This window comes from Pseudarthrobacter sp. NPDC058119, from assembly GCF_042884655.1.
GTDB lineage: Bacteria > Actinomycetota > Actinomycetes > Actinomycetales > Micrococcaceae > Arthrobacter.
On the sequence record NZ_JBHVTN010000009.1, the window covers coordinates 70,485 to 95,906 of the forward strand.

Annotated in this window: 21 protein-coding genes; 5 read left to right on the plus strand and 16 right to left on the minus strand. The window is 61.9% G+C overall.

Annotated elements, in window-relative coordinates; translation table 11 throughout:
- Window positions 1-88 precede the first annotated feature (88 nt).
- Together ACFVTD_RS18150 and ACFVTD_RS18155 are read left to right on the plus strand one after the other, a co-directional pair.
- Entirely contained in the window at window positions 89-736 is a 648-nt protein-coding gene (locus ACFVTD_RS18150; RefSeq protein ID WP_387565578.1) for an ABC transporter permease, read from the plus strand.
- A 221-nt stretch (window positions 737-957) separates the two neighbouring features.
- A complete protein-coding gene (locus ACFVTD_RS18155) occupies window positions 958-3,870 on the plus strand; it encodes a beta-glucosidase (protein WP_387565581.1) in 2,913 nt (970 codons plus the stop codon).
- 71 nt (window positions 3,871-3,941) lie between these two features.
- On the opposite strand, the gene ACFVTD_RS18160 is transcribed toward ACFVTD_RS18155, so the two are convergent.
- The 15 genes from ACFVTD_RS18160 to ACFVTD_RS18230 all read right to left on the minus strand — a co-directional run bounded on the left by ACFVTD_RS18160 (window position 3,942) and on the right by ACFVTD_RS18230 (window position 21,298).
- Window positions 3,942-5,174: a TetR/AcrR family transcriptional regulator gene (locus tag ACFVTD_RS18160; RefSeq protein WP_387565583.1), complete on the minus strand. Its 1,233-nt coding sequence runs from the start codon at window positions 5,172-5,174 to the stop codon at window positions 3,942-3,944.
- Window positions 5,175-5,313: 139 nt separating this feature from the next.
- A complete protein-coding gene (locus tag ACFVTD_RS18165; protein ID WP_387565586.1) occupies window positions 5,314-6,141 on the minus strand; it encodes a fumarylacetoacetate hydrolase family protein in 828 nt (275 codons plus the stop codon).
- A gap of 137 nt (window positions 6,142-6,278) precedes the next feature.
- Window positions 6,279-7,781 (minus strand): NAD-dependent succinate-semialdehyde dehydrogenase, encoded by a 1,503-nt coding sequence (locus tag ACFVTD_RS18170; RefSeq protein WP_387565589.1) that lies wholly within the window; start codon window positions 7,779-7,781, stop codon window positions 6,279-6,281.
- A 56-nt stretch (window positions 7,782-7,837) separates the two neighbouring features.
- Complete coding sequence (locus ACFVTD_RS18175) at window positions 7,838-9,523, minus strand: thiamine pyrophosphate-dependent enzyme (RefSeq protein ID WP_387565591.1); 1,686 nt, start codon at window positions 9,521-9,523, stop codon at window positions 7,838-7,840.
- Between the two features lie 158 nt (window positions 9,524-9,681).
- On the minus strand, window positions 9,682-10,725 hold the full coding sequence (dmpG, locus tag ACFVTD_RS18180; protein WP_387565594.1) for a 4-hydroxy-2-oxovalerate aldolase: 1,044 nt from the start codon (window positions 10,723-10,725) through the stop codon (window positions 9,682-9,684).
- Window positions 10,722-11,666 carry an acetaldehyde dehydrogenase (acetylating) gene (locus tag ACFVTD_RS18185; protein WP_387565597.1) on the minus strand — a complete coding sequence of 315 codons (945 nt, stop codon included), beginning with the start codon at window positions 11,664-11,666 and terminating at the stop codon, window positions 10,722-10,724. Before ACFVTD_RS18185 ends, dmpG begins: the two co-directional genes overlap by 4 nt.
- Complete coding sequence (locus tag ACFVTD_RS18190) at window positions 11,663-12,451, minus strand: 2-keto-4-pentenoate hydratase (RefSeq protein WP_387565600.1); 789 nt, start codon at window positions 12,449-12,451, stop codon at window positions 11,663-11,665. Before ACFVTD_RS18190 ends, ACFVTD_RS18185 begins: the two co-directional genes overlap by 4 nt.
- 30 nt (window positions 12,452-12,481) lie before the next feature.
- Entirely contained in the window at window positions 12,482-13,429 is a 948-nt protein-coding gene (locus ACFVTD_RS18195) for a 3-carboxyethylcatechol 2,3-dioxygenase (RefSeq protein WP_387565601.1), read from the minus strand.
- Between the two features lie 26 nt (window positions 13,430-13,455).
- Window positions 13,456-14,319: an alpha/beta fold hydrolase gene (locus ACFVTD_RS18200; protein ID WP_387565603.1), complete on the minus strand. Its 864-nt coding sequence runs from the start codon at window positions 14,317-14,319 to the stop codon at window positions 13,456-13,458.
- Window positions 14,320-14,349: 30 nt separating this feature from the next.
- Window positions 14,350-16,185: an FAD-dependent monooxygenase gene (locus ACFVTD_RS18205; RefSeq protein ID WP_387565605.1), complete on the minus strand. Its 1,836-nt coding sequence runs from the start codon at window positions 16,183-16,185 to the stop codon at window positions 14,350-14,352.
- Window positions 16,186-16,344: 159 nt separating this feature from the next.
- Complete coding sequence (locus ACFVTD_RS18210; RefSeq protein WP_387565608.1) at window positions 16,345-16,962, minus strand: cysteine hydrolase family protein; 618 nt, start codon at window positions 16,960-16,962, stop codon at window positions 16,345-16,347.
- A 14-nt stretch (window positions 16,963-16,976) separates the two neighbouring features.
- The gene (locus ACFVTD_RS18215) at window positions 16,977-18,092 is read right to left on the minus strand and encodes an alcohol dehydrogenase catalytic domain-containing protein (protein WP_387565611.1); all 1,116 of its coding nucleotides are present in this window, start codon (window positions 18,090-18,092) and stop codon (window positions 16,977-16,979) included.
- Window positions 18,093-18,244: 152 nt separating this feature from the next.
- Window positions 18,245-19,018, minus strand: a complete 774-nt coding sequence (locus ACFVTD_RS18220) for an IclR family transcriptional regulator (RefSeq protein ID WP_387565614.1) — start codon at window positions 19,016-19,018, stop codon at window positions 18,245-18,247.
- A gap of 160 nt (window positions 19,019-19,178) precedes the next feature.
- Window positions 19,179-19,886 carry a GntR family transcriptional regulator gene (locus tag ACFVTD_RS18225; RefSeq protein WP_387565617.1) on the minus strand — a complete coding sequence of 236 codons (708 nt, stop codon included), beginning with the start codon at window positions 19,884-19,886 and terminating at the stop codon, window positions 19,179-19,181.
- Between the two features lie 56 nt (window positions 19,887-19,942).
- Window positions 19,943-21,298 carry an MFS transporter gene (locus tag ACFVTD_RS18230; protein WP_387565620.1) on the minus strand — a complete coding sequence of 452 codons (1,356 nt, stop codon included), beginning with the start codon at window positions 21,296-21,298 and terminating at the stop codon, window positions 19,943-19,945.
- Between the two features lie 198 nt (window positions 21,299-21,496).
- On the opposite strand from ACFVTD_RS18230, the gene ACFVTD_RS18235 reads away from it, so the two are divergent.
- From ACFVTD_RS18235 to ACFVTD_RS18245, 3 genes are all read left to right on the plus strand, one after another.
- Window positions 21,497-22,609, plus strand: coding sequence for an alcohol dehydrogenase catalytic domain-containing protein (locus ACFVTD_RS18235; protein ID WP_387565623.1), 1,113 nt, complete (start codon window positions 21,497-21,499; stop codon window positions 22,607-22,609).
- Between the two features lie 11 nt (window positions 22,610-22,620).
- Entirely contained in the window at window positions 22,621-23,229 is a 609-nt protein-coding gene (locus ACFVTD_RS18240; protein ID WP_387565626.1) for a cysteine hydrolase family protein, read from the plus strand.
- Between the two features lie 420 nt (window positions 23,230-23,649).
- The gene (locus ACFVTD_RS18245; protein ID WP_387565628.1) at window positions 23,650-24,087 is read left to right on the plus strand and encodes a PaaI family thioesterase; all 438 of its coding nucleotides are present in this window, start codon (window positions 23,650-23,652) and stop codon (window positions 24,085-24,087) included.
- 97 nt (window positions 24,088-24,184) lie between these two features.
- On the opposite strand, the gene ACFVTD_RS18250 is transcribed toward ACFVTD_RS18245, so the two are convergent.
- Window positions 24,185-25,288, minus strand: a complete 1,104-nt coding sequence (locus tag ACFVTD_RS18250) for an ATP-binding protein (RefSeq protein WP_387565631.1) — start codon at window positions 25,286-25,288, stop codon at window positions 24,185-24,187.
- Window positions 25,289-25,422 lie beyond the last annotated feature (134 nt).

Genomic DNA, 25,422 nt, shown 5'->3' on the forward strand with positions numbered 1-25,422 from the left:
CCAAATCCTCTTCGTTGCAGGCCTGCTAGCCGCCTGGCAGGTTCTCGCAACGAATGGAGCCCTCAATGCCTTCGTAGTGGGAACGCCAATGAAGATTGGCGCCAACCTATGGCAATGGCTGCAGGATGGAAGCCTCGTCGCTCATACAGCAGCAACAGTGATAGTCACCCTGGTGGGCTATGGTGCAGCGCTGGCTGCAGGAGTAGCCGTGGGCACCGTCGCGGGAACCTTTCCCGGCGTGGGCAGGATCATCTCACCCTTCATCACCTTTTGGCAGGGATTTCCGAGACTCGTCTTCTACCCCTTTTTCGCGGTCGCACTGGGCTACACTATCGCTTCGCGGATGATCCACGTCGCCTTCGTCATCATCTTCATCATCATTGTCAGCACCGCTGCCGGGGTAGCAGACGTTGACCCGGACATCCGGCACAATGCCCGTATTCTGGGGGCAAACCGGTGGCAGGTGATCAGGGATACCAGACTCCCTGCCGCCGTCCTGTGGGTGGGAACCTCCGCCCGCATCACTTTCGGCTTCGCCATCCAAGCCGCGATCGTGGCCGAATTCACCGGCGCCGGCTCCGGTCTCGGGTACCTCATGGTGGTTGGACAGAACAGCTTCGACGTCAACGTCGTTTGGGCTGCAACAGTCGCCGCGATCGTGGTTGCTGCAGTTGTGGATCGCAGCCTCCTGCTCGTCCAAAACTACTTTTCCCGCTGGCAATCCGACCAGCGCTAACCGCCGAGCCGGACATCCCGCGCAGACTGCAGTCATGCCCGCTGCCGATAAAGGCGTTACGTTCCGTGACGACACCGCCACCGCAAAAACCGACCGATTGTTAGCAAAAGCTCCCTGGTATGTGCGCTAATGGACATGCCAGCAGATACCGATTCCCGCACTCCTGGTGGCCTTGAGCCGCAGCTGGCAGATCTCGCAACCCCACAGTCAAGGAGGACTCCGTGAAAAAGTTCCTATTCTCAGCTCCGGCTGAGCGGCACAGGCACAGACAGGTGGTCACATCTGTCGTTGGGAGTATCGTCGTCGCTACCACCCTCGCCCCGGCCGTTGCAATGGCCGCGCCCCCTACACCTGAACCGACATCCCCGCCCATAGCCGCCGACGCTCCATGGACCAAAACCGTTGAGTGGATCGCCGGCAATGCAACCCCCAGCGAGGAAATCGATCTGATCGAGGGGAGCTTCGCGAACAAGTTCGGCATCGACGCCACCACCGACCCCGATCCCCACGGTCAAGCAGGATATGTGAAGGGCATTCCCCGGCTGGGCGTGCCCGAGGCACGCCATGTAGATGCCCAGGGAATCGAAGTATTTGCTGAAGCAACTGCATTCCCTACCCGCTTAGGACTTGCCGCCTCCTTCGACCCGGAGGCAATCGCTGCTTTCGGCAAAACCTCAGCCCGGGAGGGCCTAGATCTGGGCCAGGACCTGATTTATGCACCCCAGACTGACATCGCCAGAACTCCTTCGTGGCGCCGAAACATGACCGCGTACAGCGAAGACGCATATCTTGCCAAACGGTTCACCGCGGACGAGATCAATGCCATCCAAGGGACCGGGCTAATGGCCCAGGTCAAGCACGTCGGCATGTACAACGGACAGGAACAATCCACACCGTCGCTGGTAGGAGAACAGGCGGCCAGGGAGATGTATCTCGCACCTGCCGAGGCCGCGGTAAAGGATGGCAAAGTGTCATCCCTGATGTGCTCCTACGCCACGTTCCAGATCCTCGACTATCAGGACAGCCCGCACTATGCCTGCTCCAACGAAGGAATGCTCCAGGGCATCATTAAGGGGGAGTGGAACTTCAAGGGGTGGGTCACCACCGATTACAACGCTGCCAAGAGCACCTCGGACCTTATGGCCGGGACCGACCAGGAATTCCTTACCAGCTTCCTGAGCGGGAAGAACCTTATCCCGCTCATTGACCCGGCCTCCCCGTCGTACGACAAGGCCTATGCTGACGCGGCGAAAGAAGCCGTCGCACGGATCGTTTACCAGTACGAACGGTTCGGGCTCCTCGACAATGCAAAGATCCCCGCCGCACAGCGCTCAGAGGTCAAGCAACACGGAAACTCTGAAAAATCCGACCTGAACGCGAACGTAGACAAAGCCGAAGGCATCAAGCAGGCGCTGAAACTGTCTGAAGACGCAGCCGTCCTGCTCAAAAACAACAACACCACCCTCCCTCTCGGAACCGGCGGCAAAGTCGCAGTCACAGGAGTCTCGGCCAACCTGCTGCCTGCAAGCCCTGGAGGTGAGCGGTCAACCGGGTTCAGTGACCGAGTCGCCATCAGCCCTTTCGACGCGATGACTTCCATGGCCGGCAGCAACGTCACCCACACACCCGGTGACGACATTTGGGGCGAGCCGGTGCCGGCGTCTGCATTGAGCCAGGACTCCACCGGCGACAAGCCGGGCCTGACCCGTACCCGTACGAGTGCTGATGGTACCGTCACTACCGCCACGGACCCCGTCCTGGACGGAAACATCAAGGGACTGGTCAAGGGCGATACGTACACGTGGACCGGTTACATGAACGTCCCGGAGGGCGGCAACTACCGGCTCCTCGTCCAGCGGCCCTACGGCTACGACACAGGGGACCGAAACGCCTTCAACCATGGGATTCGGAACGTGGAACCAACAGCGGTCCCCCAGGGATTCGGCTTACCTCCGGCCACGACTGCACCTCCTAGGGCAGTCACCCTCACCGTTGATGGCGCCGCGCTTAAACTGTCAGACCCTGACAGCAAGATGACACCCAACGACTACCCTGCAGTTTCAACGGACAAAAACATCAAGACTGTCGCAGCCAACGGGCAGTACCTCGGCGTCGCCAATCAGGCCGGCACGACGAACCTGACTCCCGGCAGGCACAAGGTGGAAATCAGCTATACCCCTCATGGCGGCTTGGCATCCGACCCTGCCATCCGGTTCGCATGGTCCAACACGGACAAGGCGCTTTCCGCCGCTGCCGAGGCGGCTAAGTCCAACGACACGACAGTGGTCTTCGTCGATGACGCGAACACAACAACCGGCGATGGCGGAAGCTCCCCCCTCACTGACGTTGCACAGCTCGCCGCCTCGCAAAATCGTTTGGTCTCCACCGTCGCTGCTGCCGCACATACTGTCGGCCACAAGGTCGTCGTCGTGCTCAACACTGGTTCGGCCGTGCAAATGCCGTGGATCAACGACGTTGATGCTGTTCTGGAGATGTGGTACCCCGGCCAGGAAGGTGGAACAGCAACAGCCAATGTCCTGTACGGCAAGGTAAACCCCTCCGGGAAGCTCACAATGTCTTTCCCTGTCGATAGCAAGCAGACCCTGTTTGCAGGACACCCGGAACGGTCCGCTGGAACTCAGGACGCGGGCGAAGCCCAGAAAACCATCAAGTGGTCTGAAGGCCTCAATATGGGCTACCGGTGGTTCACCGACCCGGCAGCCAACACGACCGCGGTTAAACCACTGTTCGCATTCGGCCACGGACTGAGTTACACCAATTTCTCCTATTCCGGTCTGGGGGTTGCCCCGGCCGGGGACGGCGGCCTAGAGGTCTCCTTTACGGTGACGAACCGGGGAACCAAGGATGGCGCTGAGTCCGCCCAGGTCTATCTGGGGAAGTCCCCTGACCTCCCCAGCGGTGTCGCCCAGACGGCGATGAAGATGGTTCAGTTCGGCAAGGTTAATCTCCCGGCAGGTACCAGTCAGAAGCTCTCGCTGCACGTCGACCCCAAGGACCTTTCGTCTTGGGATGCAGCGAAGGGGGATTGGGTACGGGGGACCGGCACCCGCAGCGTAGCCGTCGGGGCAGCGTCCGATGACCTCCGCCTGCAAACCACCACGGCGTTGAAGTAACCCGAGGCCAACAGGCGAGGGCCCGGAACTGCGGAAGCAGGTCCGGGCCCTCGCCCGGCCTCAGGGCTGCTTCAGGAACCTGAATCGTGAAGGGCGGTCTTCGGCAGACCGCCGAGGTGCGCCTCCATGTCGGAGGCCACGTCGACGGACGTGGAGTCGTACAGCCAGTTAATTCGCAACCCATCCAGTAGCGCGGCCAGCCAAACCCCCTCGGTAGCAGGGTCGGAAATTCCCAAACCACCAGCGGCGAGTGCAAAGTCAGACCTGGATCGTTGCAGCCGCTCATCTATGTAGTCGTGAGCGGGATGATCTGCCGGGCGGGCTTCGCTTGCCAGAACGACGTACAGCCTGAGCATACGGGCGGAACTCAATTCGTAGGTTGCGGTTTTGACGAGATGTTCCCAAATGCTGTCAGTCTCAATCTCGCTGTTCCGGGCGTCGTCCAAAAAGTGGCGCCAGCGGTTTATGACCGCGATGAGCAGATGCTCCTTGGTGGCAAAGTGGTGGAAGACGGTGGACTTTGCGATGCCGGCTCGGCGGCTGATGTCGGCCAGGCTGGTGTTGTGATAGCCCTCGTTCGAAAAGAGGTCAACGGCTGCGCTCAAGAGGCAATCGCGGGTTTGCCTGCCTGCTGAATACCCGTCCTTGTCTAGCTCGGGGACCCGAGACGGGGCAGCAGGTGCGATATTTAGAAGTGAGCTGCCGAATCCGCTTGGGATTCTCCCTGCGATCTGCTCCAGACGTCGGCGAAGCATCGCCGGGACGTTGACGTCAGGCGAATATAGGGAGTGCAGTTGCAGGCCATCCCACGCAGCCTGAAAACGCCTGGCTTCTCCAACCACGTCTATGCCTTGGGGCAACTCCCCGCGGTCGACGGCGCTGAGGAAGTGGTTTGTGATCACGTCCTGCACGCGCCTTGTCCGTTCAACGAAGCGAAGATGGGCAGGATGATCCGGGTTGCTCGCCTCGCCCAGAAGGACACTGTAGACCTCCGAGTACCCTTCCAATTGCTGGTTGCGCTCGGCGAGGTCGGCAAATACGTCGAGGCTTGCCATGGTGTCTGCAATGATCGGACCGCCCGTTTCGGCTCGTTTCTCCCGGAGGCTGTCCAGCACGGCTGTGAGCAGATCTTCCTTTGAAGGGAAATAGCGCAACAACCCCTGCATCGAGATCCCGGCTTCACGTGCGACTTGTCGCAAGGAGATGCTCCAGTAACCCTTTTGTGCAAAAAGTTGACCGGCAGCACTGACGATCGCGTCATGGCGGGCTGCCCCGCTGCGGGTACGGCGCACTGGGCTGTTCACCCGTACACCATCTCACGTCTCACTTTCACTGGGCGCCGTTTCCGGGCCCGTGAAAGGACCTTGGAGAGTTACTTGGCGGACGGAAGTCGGCTCTGGGTACCTTGCAAAGGCTACTCCCCGGACCCTGCTGGCTCGTTGATCATGCCTCCTTGACCACGCGGTTGGTCAGCTGGCCCAGGCCCTCGATGGCCGTGACCAGGACCTGGCCCTCCTGCAGGTAGCGCTTGGGGTCCTGGGCGTGGCCCACGCCGCCAGGGGTGCCGGTGGCGATCACGTCGCCGGGGTTCAGTGTGATGATCGTGGAGATGTAGGAGACCAGGAACTCAGGGGTGAACACCAGGTCCGAGGTCGGGGTGCTCTGTTGGACTTCGCCGTCCACGGCCGAGGTCATCAGCGGGCCGGCACTAAATTCGTCCCGGGTGACCAGTGCCGGGCCGAACGGGGTGGACTTTTCCCAAGTCTTGCCCTGCAGCCACTGCATGGTGCGGAACTGGTAGTCACGCATGCTGACGTCGTTCAGCACTGAATACCCGGCGATGTGATCCCCCGCCTGGGCTTCGGGGATGCGGCGGCCGGCCTTGCCGATCACGACGGCGAGCTCAGCCTCCCAGTCCACGGTGTCTGATTCCTGCGGCAGGACCAGGTCGTCGTTCGGACCGGTCAGGGATTCGGCGTATTTGGCGAACAGGGTGGGGTACGCCGGTAAATCATGCCCCATCTCTTCGATGTGGTTCCGATAATTTTGGCCCACGCAGATGATCTTGCCCGGGGACGGGATGACGGCGGCGAGATCGGCGCCGTCATAGGGGTGCGTTGTGCCTTTGGCTGTCTTCGCCGTGGTCTCCCAGTTGGGGTCTTTCAGCAGGAACCCGACATCGGAAAAGCCGGAAATTTCGGTGAGGGTGTCGCCGTCCTGCCGGACCGCAGTGGTGGCGCCGTTGCCAATGCGGAGAGTGAGGAGTTTCATTGCTTGCTGCATCCTTCAAAGTAGGTGCGGTGCGAAAGGCACCCAGGTCCTGGGAGTGCCCCGCGGCTAGTTGGTTTCCAGGCACTCAGTCCAGGTAGCCTCATTCGGGCCCAAGCGGTTGCAGCTCCCATGCCTGTCTACGCGGTGTAGGGGTCGCTTATACCGATGTACTGGGTAGTGGTGTATTCGGCGATGCCTTCGGAGCCGCCTTCGCGGCCGAGACCTGATTGCTTCACGCCGCCGAAGGGGGCGGCTGCGTTGGAGATGACGCCAGCGTTGAAACCAACCATTCCGAACTCGATCTGCTCGGCCACCCGCAGCAGGCGGTTGAAATCGCGGCTGTAGAGGTAGGACGCGAGCCCGTACTCACTGGCGTTGGCGAGCTTGATGGCGTCTTCTTCAGTGGCGAACGTGGTCACCGGCGCGACGGGGCCGAAAATTTCCTGGCCCAGGATCGCGGCATCGTTCGGGACGTCGGCAAGGACGGTGGGCTGGTAGAAGTAGCCTGGCCCGTCGAGCGGTGCACCGCCGGTCAGGGCCACGGCTCCGGCGTTGACCGCGGCACTGACCAAGGCGTGCACGTCATCCCGGGCGCCGCCATCGATCAGGGGTCCGACCTTTGTGTCCGGATCGGTGCCGCGGCCCGTGGTCAGTGCTGCCATGGCGGAAGCGAACTTGCGGGTGAATTCCTGGGCTACGGATGCGTGGACGAGGAACCGGTTGGCGGCGGTGCAGGCTTCGCCCATGTTCCGCATTTTCGCCGCCATCGCGCCCTCGACGGCGGCGTCGAGGTCCGCGTCCTCGAACACGATGAAGGGGGCGTTCCCGCCGAGCTCCATCGAGGTCCGGAGCACGTTCTGGGCGGCGTCGGCCATGAGGCGCTTGCCGACCGGGGTGGAGCCGGTGAAGGAGACTTTCCGCAGCCGGGAGTCTGCAAGCAGCGGCCCGGAAATCCCGGAAGCTGAAGATGAGGCGACGACGTTCAGGACTCCTGCGGGGAGGCCTGCGTCGAGCATGGTCTGCGCGAAGTACTGCGCCGTGAGCGGGGTGAGTTTGGCGGGTTTGAGGACCATGGTGCAGCCGGCCGCTACAGCCGGGGCGACCTTGCGGGTGGCCATGGCGAGGGGGAAGTTCCAGGGGGTGATGAGCAGGCAGGGCCCGACGGGTTTGTGCTGGACTAGGATCTTGTTCTTGCCTTCGGGGGTGGTGAGGTAGCGGCCGTAGTCGCGGACGGTTTCCTCGGCGAACCAGCGCAGGAACTCGGCCCCGTAGGTCACTTCGCCGCGGGCCTCGGCCAAGGGCTTGCCCATTTCCAGGGTCATCAGCAGGGCGAAGTCCTCGGCCCGCTCGGTCACCAGGTCAAAGGCACGGCGCAGGATCTCGGCCCGCACCCGCGGCGCGGTCCGCGCCCAGGAGGCTTGCGCGGCGTCTGCCGCATCCAGTGCCGCTAACGCGTCCTCGCTCGTGGCCGAGGCGAGCGTCGCGAGCACCTCCCCGGTGGCGGGATCGTGCACATTGAACGTGCCGCCGTCGGATGCCTCCCTCCACTCACCATTGATCAGCAAACCGGTGGGCACGGATGCCAGGAGGGAAGCCTCCCGCTCACGCGAGACAGCAGGCGACAGCTCAGAAACAGTCATAAGGAAATCCTTCAAATGTAGGGTTTTCAAGAGGCTGAAACACCGGAGGGGCGCCTCTAGTAGGCCTTGACCCGTTGCTCGACCACGAGGTGGATGAGTGCGAACACCTTGTCCTCGTCTATCGCGCTGAGGGCGGCGCTGATGGCATCGGGAACATCGGCATCGCGTTCGACTTTGATGCCGAAACCACCGAACGCCTGTGCCATCAGAGCGAAATCGGGATTTGTGAGCTGCGTTCCGGAGACCCGGTCCGGGTAGTGGCGTTCCTGGTGCGTGCGGATAGTTCCGTATTCCTGGTTGTCCATCACGATCACCAAAGGAGTCGCGCCGTACTGGGCTGCTGTTGCCAGTTCCTGCCCGTTCATGAGGAATTCGCCATCTCCGGCGATGGTGACAACACGCCGGCCCGGGTATTCCAGTGAGGCAGCGATTGCGGAAGGAACCGAGTAGCCCATGGAGCCATTGCGCGCGCTGATCATAGACGCATACCGCTGGGTGGGGAAGTAGCGGTGGGCCCAGTTGGTGTGCTCGCCGGCGCCGAGGGTGACCATCGCGTCCACTGGAAGCGTGGGGACAAGATTCGCCATCAGGGTGTCCATGCGGGCCTGGCCGTCGCTGGGCGCCGATGGCGGAAGGGCTGCGAAAGCTTCCTGCTCCCCGCGCATCCTCGCTGTCCAGGCCTGCCACTCACTCTTGACCGGGAGCTCAATCCTGGCCAGGTCCCGAACAAAGACATCGGGCTTGGCAACGATCTGGTAGGACACAGGGCCGGAACGGCCCCGGAGCGACGGGTCGATGGTGACCAGGAAGTTCTTCTTGGTCCAGTCCTGACGGCACAGGAACCCGTCGGTGATGACGTCCCCCGGAACGGTGCCCACAAATACCAGCAGGTCGGTTTCCTCCAGCAGGTCATATGTGGGGCGGGGACGTCCGTAGCCGATTGGTCCAACATAGGAGGGGGAATCGAACGGGACGGTGCCTTCGGTACGCCATTCGGCAGCCGCCGGAATCTTGTGCTTTTCCAGCCAGCGGGTGAGCTGGTCTGCGCCTTCCTGTGTCCAGTCATTGCCGCCGGTGACGAAAAGGGGCTTGCTGGACGCGGCCAGCGCCTTCGCAAGGGCCTCCGAATCAACTGTTGTCATGCCGCCGGTGGCCACAGGAATCGGGGGATGCAGCTCGGCGCTGACCTGCTGCCGGATCACGTCCTCCGGCAAACCCACTACGACCGGGCCGGGCCGGCCGCTCATGGCCGCGAAAAGCGCTTCCGCGACGATCTCCGATGCCCTTTCGGCGTGATCGAGGACCATGACGCGCTTGGCCCCGGTATCGAACCATGCCTTGATATCGAACTCCTGGAACGCCTCGCGATCCCGATGCGCGAAGGGAATCAGCCCGACGAACAGCACCATCGGGGTCGAGTCCTGCCACGCCGTGTGCAGACCGACGTGGGCATTAGCCGCGCCAGGGCCCCGGGTCACCATCGCTATACCCGGCAGCTGATTCATTTTGCCGTCTGCTTCGGCCATATACGTTGCCCCGCCCTCGTGACGGCAGACGATCGTCTCTATTGGCGAGCCGTGGAGGCCGTCCAGGACGTCCAAGAAGCTCTCACCCGGGACGACGTGGGTCCGTCTGATGCCGTGGGCGACCAGGGTATCGACAATGACGTGCCCGGCTGATTTCCGGCCAGTTTCCGGGGCAGCCTGGATGTTTATAGCGTCTTGCAGCAGTGCTTCCGTCATCGTGCTGCCTTCCTGTTGGTCGCCGTGTGGGCGTCAGAGGGAAGCTGGGCGGGGCGCGGGGGAGAGGGGAGCGTCATTGCTTTCCTGTCGGGGAAGGGGCGTATGGGTGGTGCGGCGAGCCCGCAGGCACTGGTGTGCCTGCGGGCCTATGTGCGTGGTTAGGCGTGTGCTGCTGACTTGATCAGGTCGAGGGCGACGTCGGCGATCATGTCTTCCTGGCCGCCGATCAGCTTTCGGCGGCCTACTTCGACGAGGATGTCTCTGGCGTCCAGGCCGTAGGTGTCGGCTGCCCGTTCGGCGTGGCGGAGGAAGCTGGAGTAGACGCCTGCGTAGCCCAGTGTGAGTGTTTGCCGGTCGACCTGCACGGGTCGGTCGTGCAGCGGGCGGACGAGTTCGTCGGCTGCGTCCTGAAGGGCGAACAGATCGGCCCCATGCTGCCAGCCTTGCAGGGTGGCAACCGCGGCGAACGGTTCGATCGGGGTGTTGCCGGCTCCGGCGCCGTGCCCTGCCAGGGAGGCGTCGACCCGGTAGGCGCCCTCTTCGACGGCGACCACTGAGTTCGCCACGGCCAGGGACAGGTTCTGGTGGGCGTGGATGCCGATCTCGGTTTCGGGCTTGAGGGCTTGCCGGTATGCCTTGACACGTGATCGGACCCCATCCATGGTGAGGCCTCCGCCGGAGTCGGTGACGTAAACGCAGTTAGCGCCGTAGGACTCCATTAACAGGGCCTGCTTGACGAGTTCCTCAGCGGGGATCATGTGGGACATCATCAGGAAGCCGGAGACATCCATGCCGATTTCCCGCGCCGTGGCGATGTGCTGGGCGGAAACGTCTGCTTCGGTGCAGTGGGTGGCCACGCGGACTGACCGCACACCCAGGTCGTAGGCGTGCTTGAGTTCCTTGACCGTGCCGATGCCGGGCAGGATCAGGGTCGTCAGGCGCGCGTTCTTCACGACGTCTGCCGCTGCTTCGATCCATTCCCAGTCGGTGTGGCTCCCCGGGCCATAGGTGAGGCTGCTGCCTGCCAGTCCGTCACCGTGGGAGACCTCGATCGCGTCGACGCCCGCGGCGTCGAGGGCTGCGGCGATTTTGCGGGTGTTTTCGATGGAGATCCGGTGCCGGACGGCGTGCATGCCGTCCCTGAGGGTCACGTCCTGAAGGAAGACCTTGGCGGGATTGGTTGTGTCGTTGTGGCTGCTCATCGGGTTGCTCCCTCTCGTGCTGTGACCAGGCGTTCCGCGACGCGCAGCGCTGCCGAGGTCATGATGTCCAGGTTGCCGGCGTAGGAGGGCAGGTAGTGGGCCGCCCCTTCCACCTCCAGGAAAACGCTGACGCGTGTGTAGCTTCCCGTCCGGCGCTCTTCCGGGATGAGGGCCTCGACGTCGGTCCCCTCGTCCTGGAACTGGACGCTTTGCTTAAGCCGGTATCCCGGCACGTATTCGGCAACTGATCTGACCATCTGGGCTACGGATTCCTCGACCGCGGCCCGTCCGGCCTCATCCAGCCGGTCCACCAGGCAGAGGACCGTGTCGCGCATGATGACGGGCGGGTCGGCGGGGTTCAGGACGATGATTGCTTTGCCCGCGGCGGCTCCGCCGACGTTCACGATCGCTTCGGATGTCGTTTCGGTGAACTCGTCGATGTTGGCCCGGGTGCCGGGGCCAGCTGATTTGGACGAAATGGAGGCGACGATTTCGGCGTAGTGGACAGGGGCTGCCTTGCCGACTGCCGCGACCACCGGGATGGTGGCCTGGCCGCCGCAGGTGACCATGTTCACGTCCGGGGCGTCCAGGTGCTCGTCCAGGTTTACGGGTGGAACGACGAAGGGGCCGATCGCGGCCGGCGTAAGGTCGATCAGCCTCTTGCCGTAGGGTTCGAGTTTCTCGGCGTTGTACCGGTGGGCACCGGCTGAGGTGGCGTCAAAGATGACCTCGACGTCCTGGAACTCGGGCATGGCGATCAGGCCTTCGACGCCGTCGGCCGTGGTGGCCACACCGATCCGGCGGGCGCGGGCGAGGCCGTCGGAGGCGGGGTCAATGCCGACGAAGACCGCCATTTCAAGGTGCTGCGAGAGCCTCTTGATTTTGAACATGAGGTCGGTTCCGATATTTCCGGATCCGATGATCGCGACTTTTGCGGTCATGGCTTCTCCTGGTTGAGTACGGCCCGGACAGTGCCGAGACCGGTGATGGTCGCTTCGATTGGTTCGTTGGGCAGGAAGGGGATCATGGGGCCCAGGGCGCCGGAGAGTATGATCTCCCCGGCGCGAAGCGGCCTGCCTAGGCCGGCGGCTGTTTGGGCCACCCAGACCAGCGCGTTCAAAGGGTCTCCGAGGCAGGCTGCCCCGTTCCCTCGCGATGCTTCCTCCCCGTTGCAGGTCAGCGTCATGGTTACCTCTGCGGGGACGAAGTCACTGAGCTTTACCCTCTGCTCGCCGATGACGAACAGGCCGCTGGAGGCGTTGTCAGCGACGGTGTCGACGATGCCGATATCCCAGTTACTGATCCGGCTGTCAACGATTTCCAGGGCCGGTGCTGCGTAATCGACTGCGCGCCGCACCGTTTCGGGATCCGGATCGTCTATATCCTCAGCGAGGACGAAGGCGATCTCAGCCTCGATCCGCGGGGCGATCAGCCGGTGCCCGGTAACGATTCCGTCAGCAGGCACCTGCATTTCGTCCAGAAGGACACCGAAATCCGGTTGATCCACCCCGAGCTGCTTCTGAACCGCCGGCGAAGTGAGCCCGACCTTCCTGCCCACGCGCCTGGCGCCACGTTCGGTGCGGCGCTGGATACCCAGCTCCTGGACCGCATAGGCCGATGCCAAGTCATCGAGGACATCCCGAACAGGGGCGCAGGCGACGGCGGTAAGGAGAGCCTCCGCCAGCTGCTCATCAGCTGTGGCCACAGGGGAATGGGTGAGTGTCATTTTGTTGCCTCGCAGGGGTGAAGGTTCAGTTCAGGCATTTTTGAGCACCGCCGTGGTGATGCCGAAACCGGCGATGTACTCCTTGATGGGCTTGTAGAACTCGTAGGTCACCTCGTACTCACCGCACGCGCGCAGAGCGGAGTACGCCGCGACCCAAGTCCGTACCTCGTGGGATGAATGCCCGGCGACCCGGTTCATCTCTTCAGGATCGTAGGCGTCGAAGCCTTCCACCCGGCCGGAGCGGCACACGTCCAGGAAGGCAAGGTCCCACTCCGGGTTGAGGTCCATGATGTCGGCCTCGCCACGGGCGAAGGCCTCCGCGGTTGCGATAGTGCGTGCCTGTCGGGCTGCACGTGCCTCCGGGGTGGGGTTGCGGCCGTTGGTCAGCAAGGCGCGTTGTTCGGGTGTCGCCGTTGCGATCTGCGGGACGGGCGGGTCGTGGGAGAGACCGCCGGAGCCGATGAACAGCACCTTCTTGTCCGAGTTCTTGAAGTAGTCACCGACAGCCTCGCCGAATTTGCGCACACGCTGGACCTTGGAGAAGGGTGGGGCGACGGAGTTGATGAAGATCGGGATGACGGGTTTGGCGGTGACTTCACCCCGGTAGAGGATCTCCATGGGCTGGACGGCTCCGTGGTCCACCTCCATGCGGCGGGAGATGGCTGCGTCAAGGTCCCGGTCGATCACGTGCTGGGCAAGTTTTTCTGCGATCTCGGTGGGGACGTCCAGCTTCCCGGCGAACGAGTCATAGTCTCCGGTTCCATAGGCCTCGTAACCGATGCAGAACGGCGGCATCAGATCGTAAAAGAACCCGTTGTAGTGGTCGGGTCCAAAATTGATCACCAGGTCGGGGTCGAAATCGCTGACGAACTGACGGGCTTGGTCGAAGGCAGCCTCGGCCTGTGCCTTTACCTCCGGATCGGGGTTGGCGTGCTCAAGCAGGGGGCTGTGTGACATGCACACGAGTGCCTGGGTCATTGTCTTTCCTCTCTATCCGGCTCTTGTCAGCGTCCGACGCCGCGGGCGGTGAGATATTGCTTGATGATGGTGTTGAATTCCTCGGCCCGCTCCACCTGCGACCAGTGACCGCACTGACTGAAGATGTGGGCGTCGGCGTTCGGAATGATGTTGAGCAGCTCCCACGTTCGGGCGACCGGAATGACGACGTCCTGGACCCCATGGATGAGCAGGACCGGGATGTCCAGTTTCGAAAGAACATCAAAATCCAAGGGCAGCTCTGTGCGGTCACGGTCACGTGCTGCGACGACCTCGCTGAGTCGGTCCGAGGCGGTGTCGTTCAGGGCCGCCTGGTAGCGCAGCGCGACGAGTTCATCGGTGACCAAAGACTTGTCCACGACGAACATTTCCAGGGTCCGGCGGACGCCGGCTTCCGAAAGATCAGGCTTTGAGTGTGCGGCCAGGGCCCCTGTCAGTTTGGCTCCGCCTGTGCCCATGGAGACGATGCCGAGCAGCCGTTCGGGGTAGTCGATGGCGAACTGGAACGCGAGCCATCCGCCGAGAGAGTTTCCTACGATCCATGTCTTTTCGATGCCCAGGGCGTCGAGGACGCGGACTGCGTGGCGTACCCATTCACGGATCCCGTACTGGGTTCCCGGGGCGACGACGCTTTGGCCGTAGCCGATGGTGTCGATGGCGATGCACCGTCCGAGCTCGGCAAGCTCGGGAAGGTTGAGCCACCAGTTTGCTGCCGCGGTGACCCCGGTGCCGGATCCGTGGAGGAACAGGATCGGTGTTCCTTCACCCAGTTCGTGGTAATGGGTCAGCTCGCCGGGCGCTGTTTCGAGCCATTTATCGTCCAGTCCGAAAAACTTGTCTGTGGTGTAAGCGGGAATTTGTGCCGTGGGCATGGTGAATCCTTTCGAAAGCTTTGTGATGGGTTAGTGTGCGGGCACGGGGTGGCGAAGGGGAGTGGCGAGGATGCTTTCGAGTGCTTCCCGCAGCTGCGCCTCAGCCTCATCTGCCTCCCATACTGATGAGAGTTGGCGCCAGGCGACGTAGCCGTCCGGGCGAACAAGCAGCGCGCCTGCTTCTTCGGTCTCCCGTGCCTTGGCCCAGTACGCGTAGGGGTCCTCATAGCCGGCCTCGCCGACCACGACTGTGCGCAGGTATGGCAGGTTAAGTCGTTCTGCAGCTTGTTTCCAGGCCTGGCCGGAGAGCCCGGTGACGAGGGAGAACTTTCCATGGCCGGTAACGTCGAGTGTCGATACGCGCCGGCCTGATGCGTCAACCAGCCAGGCGTGGGGCAGCTTGGCGCCGGGACGCGTCGTCGGCTGGACATGGAGTTGGGGATCGCGCTCAAACTTTTCATCTGGCGTGCCGTCGGGGACGACAGCTGCACTGGCGTAGCGCTGGTTTAGCTCCACTCCATGAGCGTTGAACTCGTAATTCTTCAGCTCGAGAGCCTTGCTGAGGCGTTCGCGCAGTTCTGCCCCTTCGGCTGTGGTGGCGCGGAGCCTGGCCAGGCCCGCTTCCACTGTGCGCGTTCCGTCTCCGGCGTCGGTGTTAAAGCAGTCACGCAGGGGTGCGTAGTCCATGCGGGACTGGTTGGCGCGTGCAACAATTTGTGCGCCGACGGGAACCCGCTCTGTCGAATAGGTTTCCAGCAGCCCCGGCCCGGCGTACCCCTTGATTGCGAAGGCCAGCTTCCAGGCGAGGTTGAAGGCGTCCTGCATGCAGGTGTTGGACCCCAGTCCGCTGCTTGGCGGGTGCCGGTGAGTAGCATCTCCACCGCAGAACACCCGGCCCTTCGACATCGACAGCGCATGCTGCTGGTTCACGTACCAGGTGGAAACTCCCTCAACCTCCAGTTCGAGAGTAGGGTCGCCAACCAGGGTCCGGATTTGGGCAGTTACGGTGTCGATGCTGAGGTCCGGCTCTCCCGCATCCTTGTCAAAGCCCCAACCGGCAATCCATTCGTTCCAGGGCCGGACGCAACGCAGCAGTCCCATACCGATTTCACCAAATGAAGCCGCCGGGTTCATGATCCAGTGCAGGATGCTGGGGCGATGCTCGACGTATCGCGTCAAGTCGGCGTGGAATCGCACGTAGGCGGTGCCCGCCCGTGCCGTGTGGCCAACAATTTCCAGCCCAATCTCTTCGGCGATCTGGCTCTTCGCTCCGTCAGCCCCGATGAGGTAACGGGCACGCACCGAGTATTCCTGGCCGGAGTTCCGGTTCAGCAGGCGTACCGTGACGCCATGCTCATCCTGGGCGTGGCCAAGGTACTTGGTGGAGAAGGAAACCTTCGCTCCCCGTTCTGCGGCGTTCTTGACCAGCAGTGGTTCCATGTACGTCTGGGGAATGTCCAGCATGGTGCAGGGGCTGGCCTGGACGTACTCACCGGACCTGGCGTCACCGGTGCCCCACGTCTGCAGGCGGGCGATCTCCGGTCCGGCCAGTGAAGTAGTGAAGAGGGTATCGCCCATCTCCTTCCACGGCACGGCGTAGCGCCGGGCCTCCTCCTCGATACCAAGGTCGCGAAGGACCTCGACGGCCCTCTGATTGGTGATGTGCGCCCGGGGGGTATTGGCCAGCCACGACCACTGGGAGACCATCATGGTCCTGATTCCATAGGAAGCCAATGCCAGGGCAGCCGTTCCTCCGGTGGGTCCGGTTCCAACGATGACCACGTCCGTGTCATACGCGGAGGCGGGATCCGCCTCCCTGTCCCGGAGATCTGCGGCACCGACGATGTCGGTGAAATTTGAAGACATTGCTAATCCTTCACGTCTTTGTGTGATGTGGGGCACCTCTGTATAAATGCTAGCATGCAAGCAGGTGAATGCAATAGCCTTGGTGGGTGAGGCGAAGCGGTGGCATAGGTTGTGCCACCCCTGGTCTTTTCAAGCCGCGGCGGCACGAAAGGACCGGGGCTAGCTCTTGTCACTCCCGGAAAGCAGGGCGGCTCGCAGTTTGGGGAGCGTGATGACGCGGGCAAACAAGGCCATGGAAGCGACAGAGGCCTGGTGCGTTGCTTCGTCCACTGCGGAGGCGGCGTCGGACAGAATGTACGTCCTGTATCCAAGGTCGGCAGCCTGCCGTACTGCACTCTCCACTGACGCATTGGTAGCAACGCCGCATACAACTACATTCTCAATGCCGCGGGACTTGAGTAGGTCGTTCAACAGTGAGCGGCTGAAGGGGCCGGGCGATTGATGGGTAATCTCGATGTCTTGGCCGAGGACAGCTATCTCCGGAACGATGGCAGAGCCTGCGGTACCCTCCTTCAGGCAGTTCGCTTCCTTAGCCAGTTGCAGCAGAGGAATAGTGGGGTCAAGGTTTGAGTAATCACGGGCGAAGGCAATCCGCAGCGCAACGACAAGGCCTCCTGCTTCTCGGACAGCTCCCATGGCGCTGTCGCAGTTAGCGAGGATGTTGCGTGAATACACTTCCGGGCTGAACAGTGCGCCAAAGGCTGTGCCGGGAGAGACAATGTCATGCTGCAGGTGGACAACTAAGAGTGCCGTGGAAGCAGGGTTGAGGGTGTTCACTGTGCGCTCCCGGTTTATTCGTTTGGCTTGATGATGATGGATGTGAAGCCCCCGGCGCGGTCAGTTGCTGCGTCGATGGCTTGGTTTGCCTCTTCGAGGCTGTAGTGCCATGCCTCAAAATGACTCAGGTCCAAGGTGCCGGCGGAAGCCATTCGGGCCATTTCCTCGCCTTCCGCCACACTGAACCATAGGGACGTGAGCAGATCGATTTGCATGGTCATGAGACGGTATACCGGCACTGGCAGGTCCTCAGGCATGGCGCCAATGCTGACCATTCGCCCTCCCCGCCGTAGGGCCCAGATCCCGGCCATGCTGACCTTTGCCGTTGCCTTGTCACCAAGGGCGTCCAGGTAGACATCGGCGCCAAGGCCGTCAGTGTTCTCCCGGACCCAATCCCCGACGTCGCCATCGCCGTACGCCATGGTTTGGATACGGTCAGGGGCGATTTGCCGGATCCGCTCGAGCAGTTCCCGGTTTCGGGCGACCCCGAAAATCTTGGTGGCGCCCATGGCCAGCGCCAGCAGCACAGCGCTTAGACCGAGTGTGCCCGTTACGCCGTGAATCAGAAGGTTGGTCCCCGCGCGAACATCGCCCTTACGAAGACCCGAGTACGCGGTGCCGAGATACCCAAACCGCGCCGCGTGGTCCATTGGAACGTTTGCCGGTATTCGGACAATTCCGGAAGCCGGTGCCTTCACGTACTGACACATTCCCCCGTGAGGGTAGTCCTTATGAATCTCACTTGAGCCCGGCCCAAAGCCGAAATATCCCTGGAATGTGTAGGCGGTGTCACTTAGGGGGTCTCCCGTCCGGGACGCCCATGAGTCGCCTGAGTGGCGGCCAGGATTCAGGTAGACACGGTCACCCGGCTTCAAGTTCCGTACACGTGAACCCACGTCGCTGATCACTCCGGCCGTGTCCATTCCAAAGATTGCAGGGAGTTCCGGCAGGGGTAGGAACGGCTTCTGCGAGGGGTAGGTGGAGATCACGTTCCTTAGGTTCTGGACGAGGTTGGCTGATTCGACCTTGATCACTACGTCATAGTCGTCGGGGACGGGGACTGGGACCTCATCGATCTGGAACTTCCCGCCGACTTCGTGAAGCCGGGCAGCGCGCATGGTGTTTGTCATTTTGTTTCTCTTCGCTCGGTAACCGCCACCGCGTTGTGACGTGAGTCCCATCCTCAGAGAGTAGGAGTTGGAAGACAAACCTTTGTGCCATTGAGCGGGTCGGACGGCTAAACTCCTTGCCGCGGCCGACCCGCCGGGTGTGGAACTGCTCTTCAGTCGTTAGTCAGGGCGCTGTTTCGGGGCAATTGGCGACCCAATGCAAGAGCAGCGGTACGCACTGCCGGGCCGACGCGTTCAATCTCCAGTGAGCCTGCTGAGCCTGAGGCGGACAAGGCGGCCACCAGCGCTCCTCCGGAGTCCATAACAGGGCTGGCTACGCATGCACTACCGGGCGCGGATTCGTTTTCCTCGAAGGCCAGGCCTCTGGCGCTGATGTCTATGAGCTCGGCCCGCAGCATCTGCTCGTCGGTAATCGTGTTGCGGGCGAGTGGCGGCAGACCGGACCCGATGACTCGGTCCAGGACGGTCGTCGGGCAGAAAGCAAGCATGGCCTTTCCTACCGCTGTCGCGTGGGCCGGCACCCTTCCACCTACGCGGGACGGCAGTACAGGGGTGCCACGGCCGCGGAGAATCTCGACATAGACCACGTCCGCGGCGTCCAGGACCGCAAGGTGAATGGTATGGCCCGTGGCGTTGCGCAGGTCCACCATGATCCCCATAGCCCGCCTGCGAAGTTCCTTAGGGGTGACCACCATCTGTCCCAATTCGAACAAAGTAAGTCCGAGACGAAAGCCCGGCCCGTGGCGCTCCAGAAACTGCAGTCGCAGAAGTTCGGCGGCAAGCCGGGAGACAGTGGATTTGGCCAGTCCCGTTCGTCGGGCTAGCTCGGAGACGCCCAAGTGTTGGTCCTCCATACGGAAGGCACCGAGGATGAGACTGGCGCGTTCCATCACCGAGGACGAGTTGTTCCATTCAGCGGTACGCATTGCCTGGGTATTGCCTTTCAGCCGCCCGCCTTACTGGCCACAGGTAATCTATGAACAAGTGGCGCCCCAAGTGGGCGGGCAGCACATTTGCTTGCAGGGGAGGCCTCGAGGATACGAAAGGCACCCGCCCCCTGCTGGGGACGGGCGCCTTTCGACTCCACTAAGCCGCCGATACCGGCTCTTCGAAGAGTGACGTGGTATCCAGGATGTGTGCCTCCATCTGAGCCTTGGCGGTTTCGGCATCACCTGCCGCCAACGCATCGCGGATCTTGTCATGATCCTCCTGGCGTTCCGGGATGTGGTTGGCCAGGGGCCGGGGCAACCCATGGGTATTGATTAGAAAATCGCTGAGATCCCACATACGCCTGCTGGTGGTACTGATAATCCTGGACCCGGCCATGTTATGAATCTGTTCGTGAAACTCCCGATTCAGCTCCCGGTACCCGTATGAGCGGACCTGTTCATCGGGATGTGCGCCAAGGTCCTTGATGCGTTGTGAAATCGCGTCCAAGTCCCTGATTCCGGCCGGAGTGGCCCGGGTTGCTGCTACCGCGGCGATGGCACCTTCAAAGCCTGCGAACATCTTGAAGAAATCGTGGACCTCATGCTGCGGATAAGACAAGACGACGGAACCAATTTGCGGCAGGATCTCGATGAGTCCGTCGCCCGCCAGGAGCCGCAATGCCTCCATGACCGGCTGCTTGCTGACACCGAATTCGGAGCGGAGCGCCTCAACAGAGAGACGGGCACCAGCCGGAATGTCTCCGTCCAGGAGCCGTTTCTTCACCGTTTGGTACATTTGCCCGGACAAGCGACCGCCGGCCCCGGATGTTCTTCCCGTACCAGTCTGCTGATTTTCACTCGCCATAATGCTAGTATGCCAGCCTTTCAAAACGGTTACCGGCTATTCGGCTTACTTTGAGGTTAGGCGCCCGCTGCCGCTCCGCGCAGAGCATCGTCCTCTTCTGTGGCGTGCTCGATCTGGCGCTGGGCTTCGCGCTTGCCCCACCCACCTGGGAGAAGGGCCACCGAGATGACGGAGATGACAGAGGCAGCAACCATGTAGAGCACGATGGAGTTGCTGGTGCCGGTTGCTGCCAGCAGCGCAGTGGCGATCAAGGGTGCGAAGGCAGAACCCAGGATTTGAGAGATGGTGTATCCCACGGAAGCGCCCGTGTACCGGACTTCCCTGGAGAAGACCAGCGCAAAGAGTGAACCGGTGACGCCAGCGGCGGGAGCCATGGCTATGCCGAAGACGAGGACCACGGCGATCAGGAAGTTAAAGGCGCTTCCAGTGTTGATCAGGAGGAATGCCGGCCAGATAGTGACTCCCATGGCTGCTGCACCAATGAAGTAGACGGTCTTGCGTCCGATACGGTCCGATAGGGAGCCGAAGATCGGGTAGAGGATGACGGCGACGATGCCGGCCGCGAATACGCTCAACAGCACCGAGGGGCGATCGATCTTCACCACGGTGGTTGCGTAGCTCACCAGATAGGACATGGTGATGTATGCGAAGACGCCTTGGCTCAGGTAGGTGCCGGCAACGAGGAATATTTCCTTCGGGTGGCGGCGGAATGCGGCAGCGATTGGCAGTCGGACGAGTTCCTGCTTCTCCCTGGCGGCTGCAAACGCAGGGCTTTCAGCGATGGTCAAGCGGATGACGAGTCCGACCACAACGAGCAGGGAACTAATGAGGAAGGGAATCCTCCAGCCCCAGGCCAGGAACTGTGCGTCAGGAAGCTGCGCCGTAATGAGGAAGGCGACGGTGGCAAGGCTGGTTCCGGCAGGGGCGCCCATCTGAGGGAAGGCGCCGAAGAATCCCCTGCGTCCCAAGGGTGCGTGCTCCACTGCCATCAGTGTCGCGCCACCCCATTCCCCGCCGACCATGAAGCCCTGGAAAAGGCGGAGTACCGTCAGCAGAATGGGGGCAGCGATCCCAATCTGCGCATAGCCGGGAAGAATGCCCATCAGGAATGTTGCAGCGCCCATGCCCACCAGGGAGATCACGAGCATCTTCTTCCGGCCAACGCGGTCACCGAAGTGGCCGAAAACGACACCGCCAAGGGGGCGGGCCAAGAATCCCACCCCGAAGGTAGCGAATGCCAGCAAAGATCCCATCAGGGGAGAGGCTTCCGGGAAGAAGAGCTTGGGAAATACAAGGGCGGCGGCTGTGCCGTAGATGAAAAAGTCGTAATACTCGATCGTTGTCCCGATAAGGCTGGCGGTTGCAACCTTGGCCGGAGAGCCGACGGCGCGGCTCGATGTCTTCGTCGACATAATGTGCTCCTGGTGGAGGAAAGAGAAATGGTAGAAGGCCAACTTCGGACTAGCATGCTAGCCCGCCAACAACGGTACGTGAAGCTGCAACGTGATTCAAGTCATAGGAATGCTTGCATGCTAGCCCGCTAAGAATGTAGCGTGGTTCACACCGGCGCCGTTAGTGGTGCTCTTTCCTATTGCTGCAAGGGAGCAGAAATGAGTTTGATGCAGGCCGCCCGTCTTCACGAAGTCGGCAAGCCGTTTCAGGTCGACCAGATTGAGAAGCCAACGCCAGGACCACACGACGTGATCGTCGAAGTTAAGGCATGCAACGTGGTCCCGAACCTGCGCAACGTCATCACGACCTACCCCGAGTGGTTTCCGTTCCTGCCACTGCCGAAGCTGCCGGCCATCTACGGCCTGGACGCAGCAGGCATCGTCTCAGAGGTAGGATCACATGTTCGGAATGTAAAGCCGGGCGACAGGGTCTACGTCAACCCCGGCCGTGACACGGGTGATTCGTATGCCTCCCGCCGGGGCGAGCGGATCAATGATCCCGCCTACACGTTTCAGGGCTACTTTGGCTTCGGGGCAGGTTCACAGCAGGTGTTCGAGGACTACCCGCACGGCGGCTTCTGCGAGTTCATGAAGGCACCCGCTGATGGGCTGGTTATTCTTCCCGAAAGCATCTCCTTTGAGCAGGCCTGCCGCTTCGGCTACCTGGGAACGTCCTACTCCGCGCTGAAGAAGGCGGGTGCCGCCGCCGGAACGTCCGTCCTGATCCACGGAGGCACCGGAACGCTCGGCCTCGGTGCTGTGCTTAACGCGCTTGGCATGGGGGCGACGAAGGTTTTCGCCGTCGCCCGCGACCGCGAGCTGCTGGAGCAGGTCCGTCAATTGGATCCGCGCCGGGTCCATGTTCTGTCTTATGGGGATGAGCCCGTCGGGGACTGGGTTCGAAAGCACACGGATGGTCTGGGCGCAGACATCTTTATCGACGCGATTGGTCCGGGCGCTCCCAAGGAGACCACTCTGGCTGGGATTGAGTCGCTGCGTCGGGGCGGGCGTATGGCCAGCATCGGTGGCATGTCCGAAGAGCTGCCCGTGGAAATGTTCCGGCTCATGTGCTTCCAGATAAGCATCATCGGCTCTCTCTGGTTCACGGTCGGGGATGGCCAGGACATGGCGGAGATGGCAGCCGCCGGCACTCTGGACCTCTCGGTATTCGAGCAGGAGACCTTCCCATTGTCCGAAGTAAATGAGGCTCTTGACGCCGTGGAGAAACGCCGGGGCGGTTTCACGAACGTCGTAGTGGTGCCAGGGAAATAGGAGAACGAGTCATGGAACTCAACAGAGAACGCACCGCCGTCATCGCCATTCACTGCCAGGGTGACATCGTCTCTCAGGAAGGAGCCTTCGCCCCCTTCTTCTTCGACGAAGTCAAGCGCCGCAGTGTCACCGAGAAGATATCGGGCCTGCTCGGAGCTGCCCGCCACGCGGGCATTCATGTGGTCTACACGAGGGTTGCCTTCAGCCCCGAATACAGCGACCTCGTACCCAACTCCCCGCTGCTGCAGGGGGTCCAACAGGGCGGCTCACTGAAGGAGGGCAGCGCCCTCGCCGAGATCATTCCGCCTCTCGCGCCAAAGGCGGGTGACACGGTAATCACCCACACGACGGTAGGCGGAATGACACCAGAACTGCATTCCATTCTCTCCGAGCGCAACATCGACACGTTGCTTTTCGCCGGTGTCGCAACGAACGTGAGTGTCGAAGGAACAGCCCGCGCGGCAGTCGACTTGGGATACAAGGTGTTCCTGGTGGAGGATGCCTGCTCGGCGGCTACGCAGGAAGCTCATCAGGCATCCATCGATTCCCTTTCGATGCTTGCTGGAATCACCACGGTGCAGGACGTTGAAAACACTATCTTGGCCAAGCAGCCGATCTAGAAACCATGGATCCTGGCGGCGTGCATCCGCACGTCGCCAGGATTCACGGCGTAGCCGTGGCATTACTTTGGGAAGGGGCGAGTCGCTTGTCTCTACAGCTACAGGAAGATTGGGTTCCCTTGTTGGGGCAGGAAATCCGTATTGTCCGCCATGGAAAAGAGGTCCGGAACGGCGTAGTCGATGCAGTTATGCCCGACGGATCGATCCTATGGCTCGCTGCCGAAGCAACTACTCCGCGCTCAATGGTTGAGCGGGCGGCCGGGTACGAGGCCTGGATTCGCTACCAATGGGCATAGTCCGAAAAAGGACTCGACAAATGCCTTGCAACGAGGGCTGCAGGGCGAGGCTGGACTGATGATGCGGCGGAACATGGAAGTGCATCCACTCCGTGCGAGCTTGAAAGAGGAGGCCAAATTGCCAATGCCAACCTCAATCCAGCAGTTCCAGGAAAGCTGGGACGCCTTTCGTGCCACCATAGACTTCGAAGAAATCAGCGATACCCTCGGCCTCGTCCCGCACAGCTGCGGGGAGAACACGATGTCCATGAGCATGGAACTCGCACCTCATCTCCGCCAAGCAGGCGGGATGTTCTCTGCTACATCGCTTTTCGGTGCCGCTGATCTGACAGGGACATTCTTAGCGATGCAGGTGGCTCGCCCTGGATCATTTCCATTAGCTGTGCAGTCGAACCTGAACTTCCTCAGCAACACGCTCGTCGGGCCCGTGATTGCTACTGCCCGACCACTACGGGTTGGCCGGTCAACCATCGTGGCGTCGGTAGAGGTTGGAGATGCGCACGGCAAGCTTTTGGTTGCCTCCACATTCACCTACTTAAGCAAAGCAACCACCGCCAGCTGACCTGTTCAAGCTATCTCTCGCCGGCCATGCAAAGAGCCGATAATGCAGATTCTGTAAGGCTGGCTGGGCAGATGAGGCGGTGCCTGATGGGCGGGGGCTACGTGTCTCGACTTTTGCGGAGGTATTCGCGAAGGCCGGGGATGGCGAAATCGACCTTCCCGTACGCGGGGGCCTCGATGAGTCCTGCGGCGATGAGCCGGGCCCGGTAGTTGGCCACGACGTTGCTTTTCGCGTTGAGCCGCTTGCCGATGTCCCCGGCGGCAACAGCGCCATCGTCTTCGGCCATGGCGCGCAGGAAGTCCTTATCTTTCTCCGAGGCTGTCGAAAGAGCTGCTTCTATTACCGTCATTTCATGACGGCGACTGGCTGCTGCGATGGCCTGGGCGACGTTCTCCGCTTCCAGGGTGAGGTCGTTGATCTCGGCTTGGCGCCAGAGCTGGTAGCCGATGAGCTGGATCAGGAAGGGATAGCCCCCGGTCGCCTCAGCTGCGCGCCGGATCTGCTCCTTAGGGATTCGGATTCCTGCCCGCCGGAACGTGTCCTCGTAGGAGCGTTCAACTTCGTTGATGGTCGCGGCATGCAGGTCGATTCGTTCTGCCCGGCGCAGGAACGTGGCGACGCCTTCGTTGAGCAGGTCCGACACCGCTGCCGGAAGGCCGGCGAAAATCAGGCCTATCGGCAGCCCGTCGCGAATGAAGTGCTGGACGTCCGCGGCCAGCTGGGACAGTTCCGTCCGGTCAGCCGAGTGGATCTCATCAACGGTGAAAAGCAGCCCGGTCTTCTTCTCCGCGAGTACGTTCAGGAGTTGCTCGCCCAGCCGGCGCCAATCTACCTGCCGCTCGGGCGGCAGTTGCGTCGTTACCGTGAAGCCGGCCACGCCAAGGGCGGTGATTCGGCGGCCGGCAGGGCCGGGGCCGAGTTCCTCCAGATGAAGCCGCATCGTCTCGCCGATCCGGCCGAGGAAGCCGGGCGTGGCTGTTTCAGAGATGACGATCCAGCCTTGCTGGCGGGCTTTTTCTTGGGCCTCGCTGAGCAGCGCCGTCTTGCCGATGCCGCGGGCGCCGGTGATGATGGTCAGCAATCCTGGGGCGCCCGAACCGAGCCTAAGGCCGTACTCGAACTCGTCGAGCATTCCCTGGCGTCCGATGAGTTCCGGGGGAGTGGCCCCCGCCGTGGGGCGGAAGGGATTGTGCAGCGGCATCTGTGAGTCCTTGTGAGTCTTGTGAGTCCCTGTGAGTCTACTCCCTCAGTACAGTGGCTAAACCCCGGCTGATCCCTATGACGGCAGCGGCTGTGGCGGCGTCAGGATAGTACGAGGTCCTGTTTTACTGACAC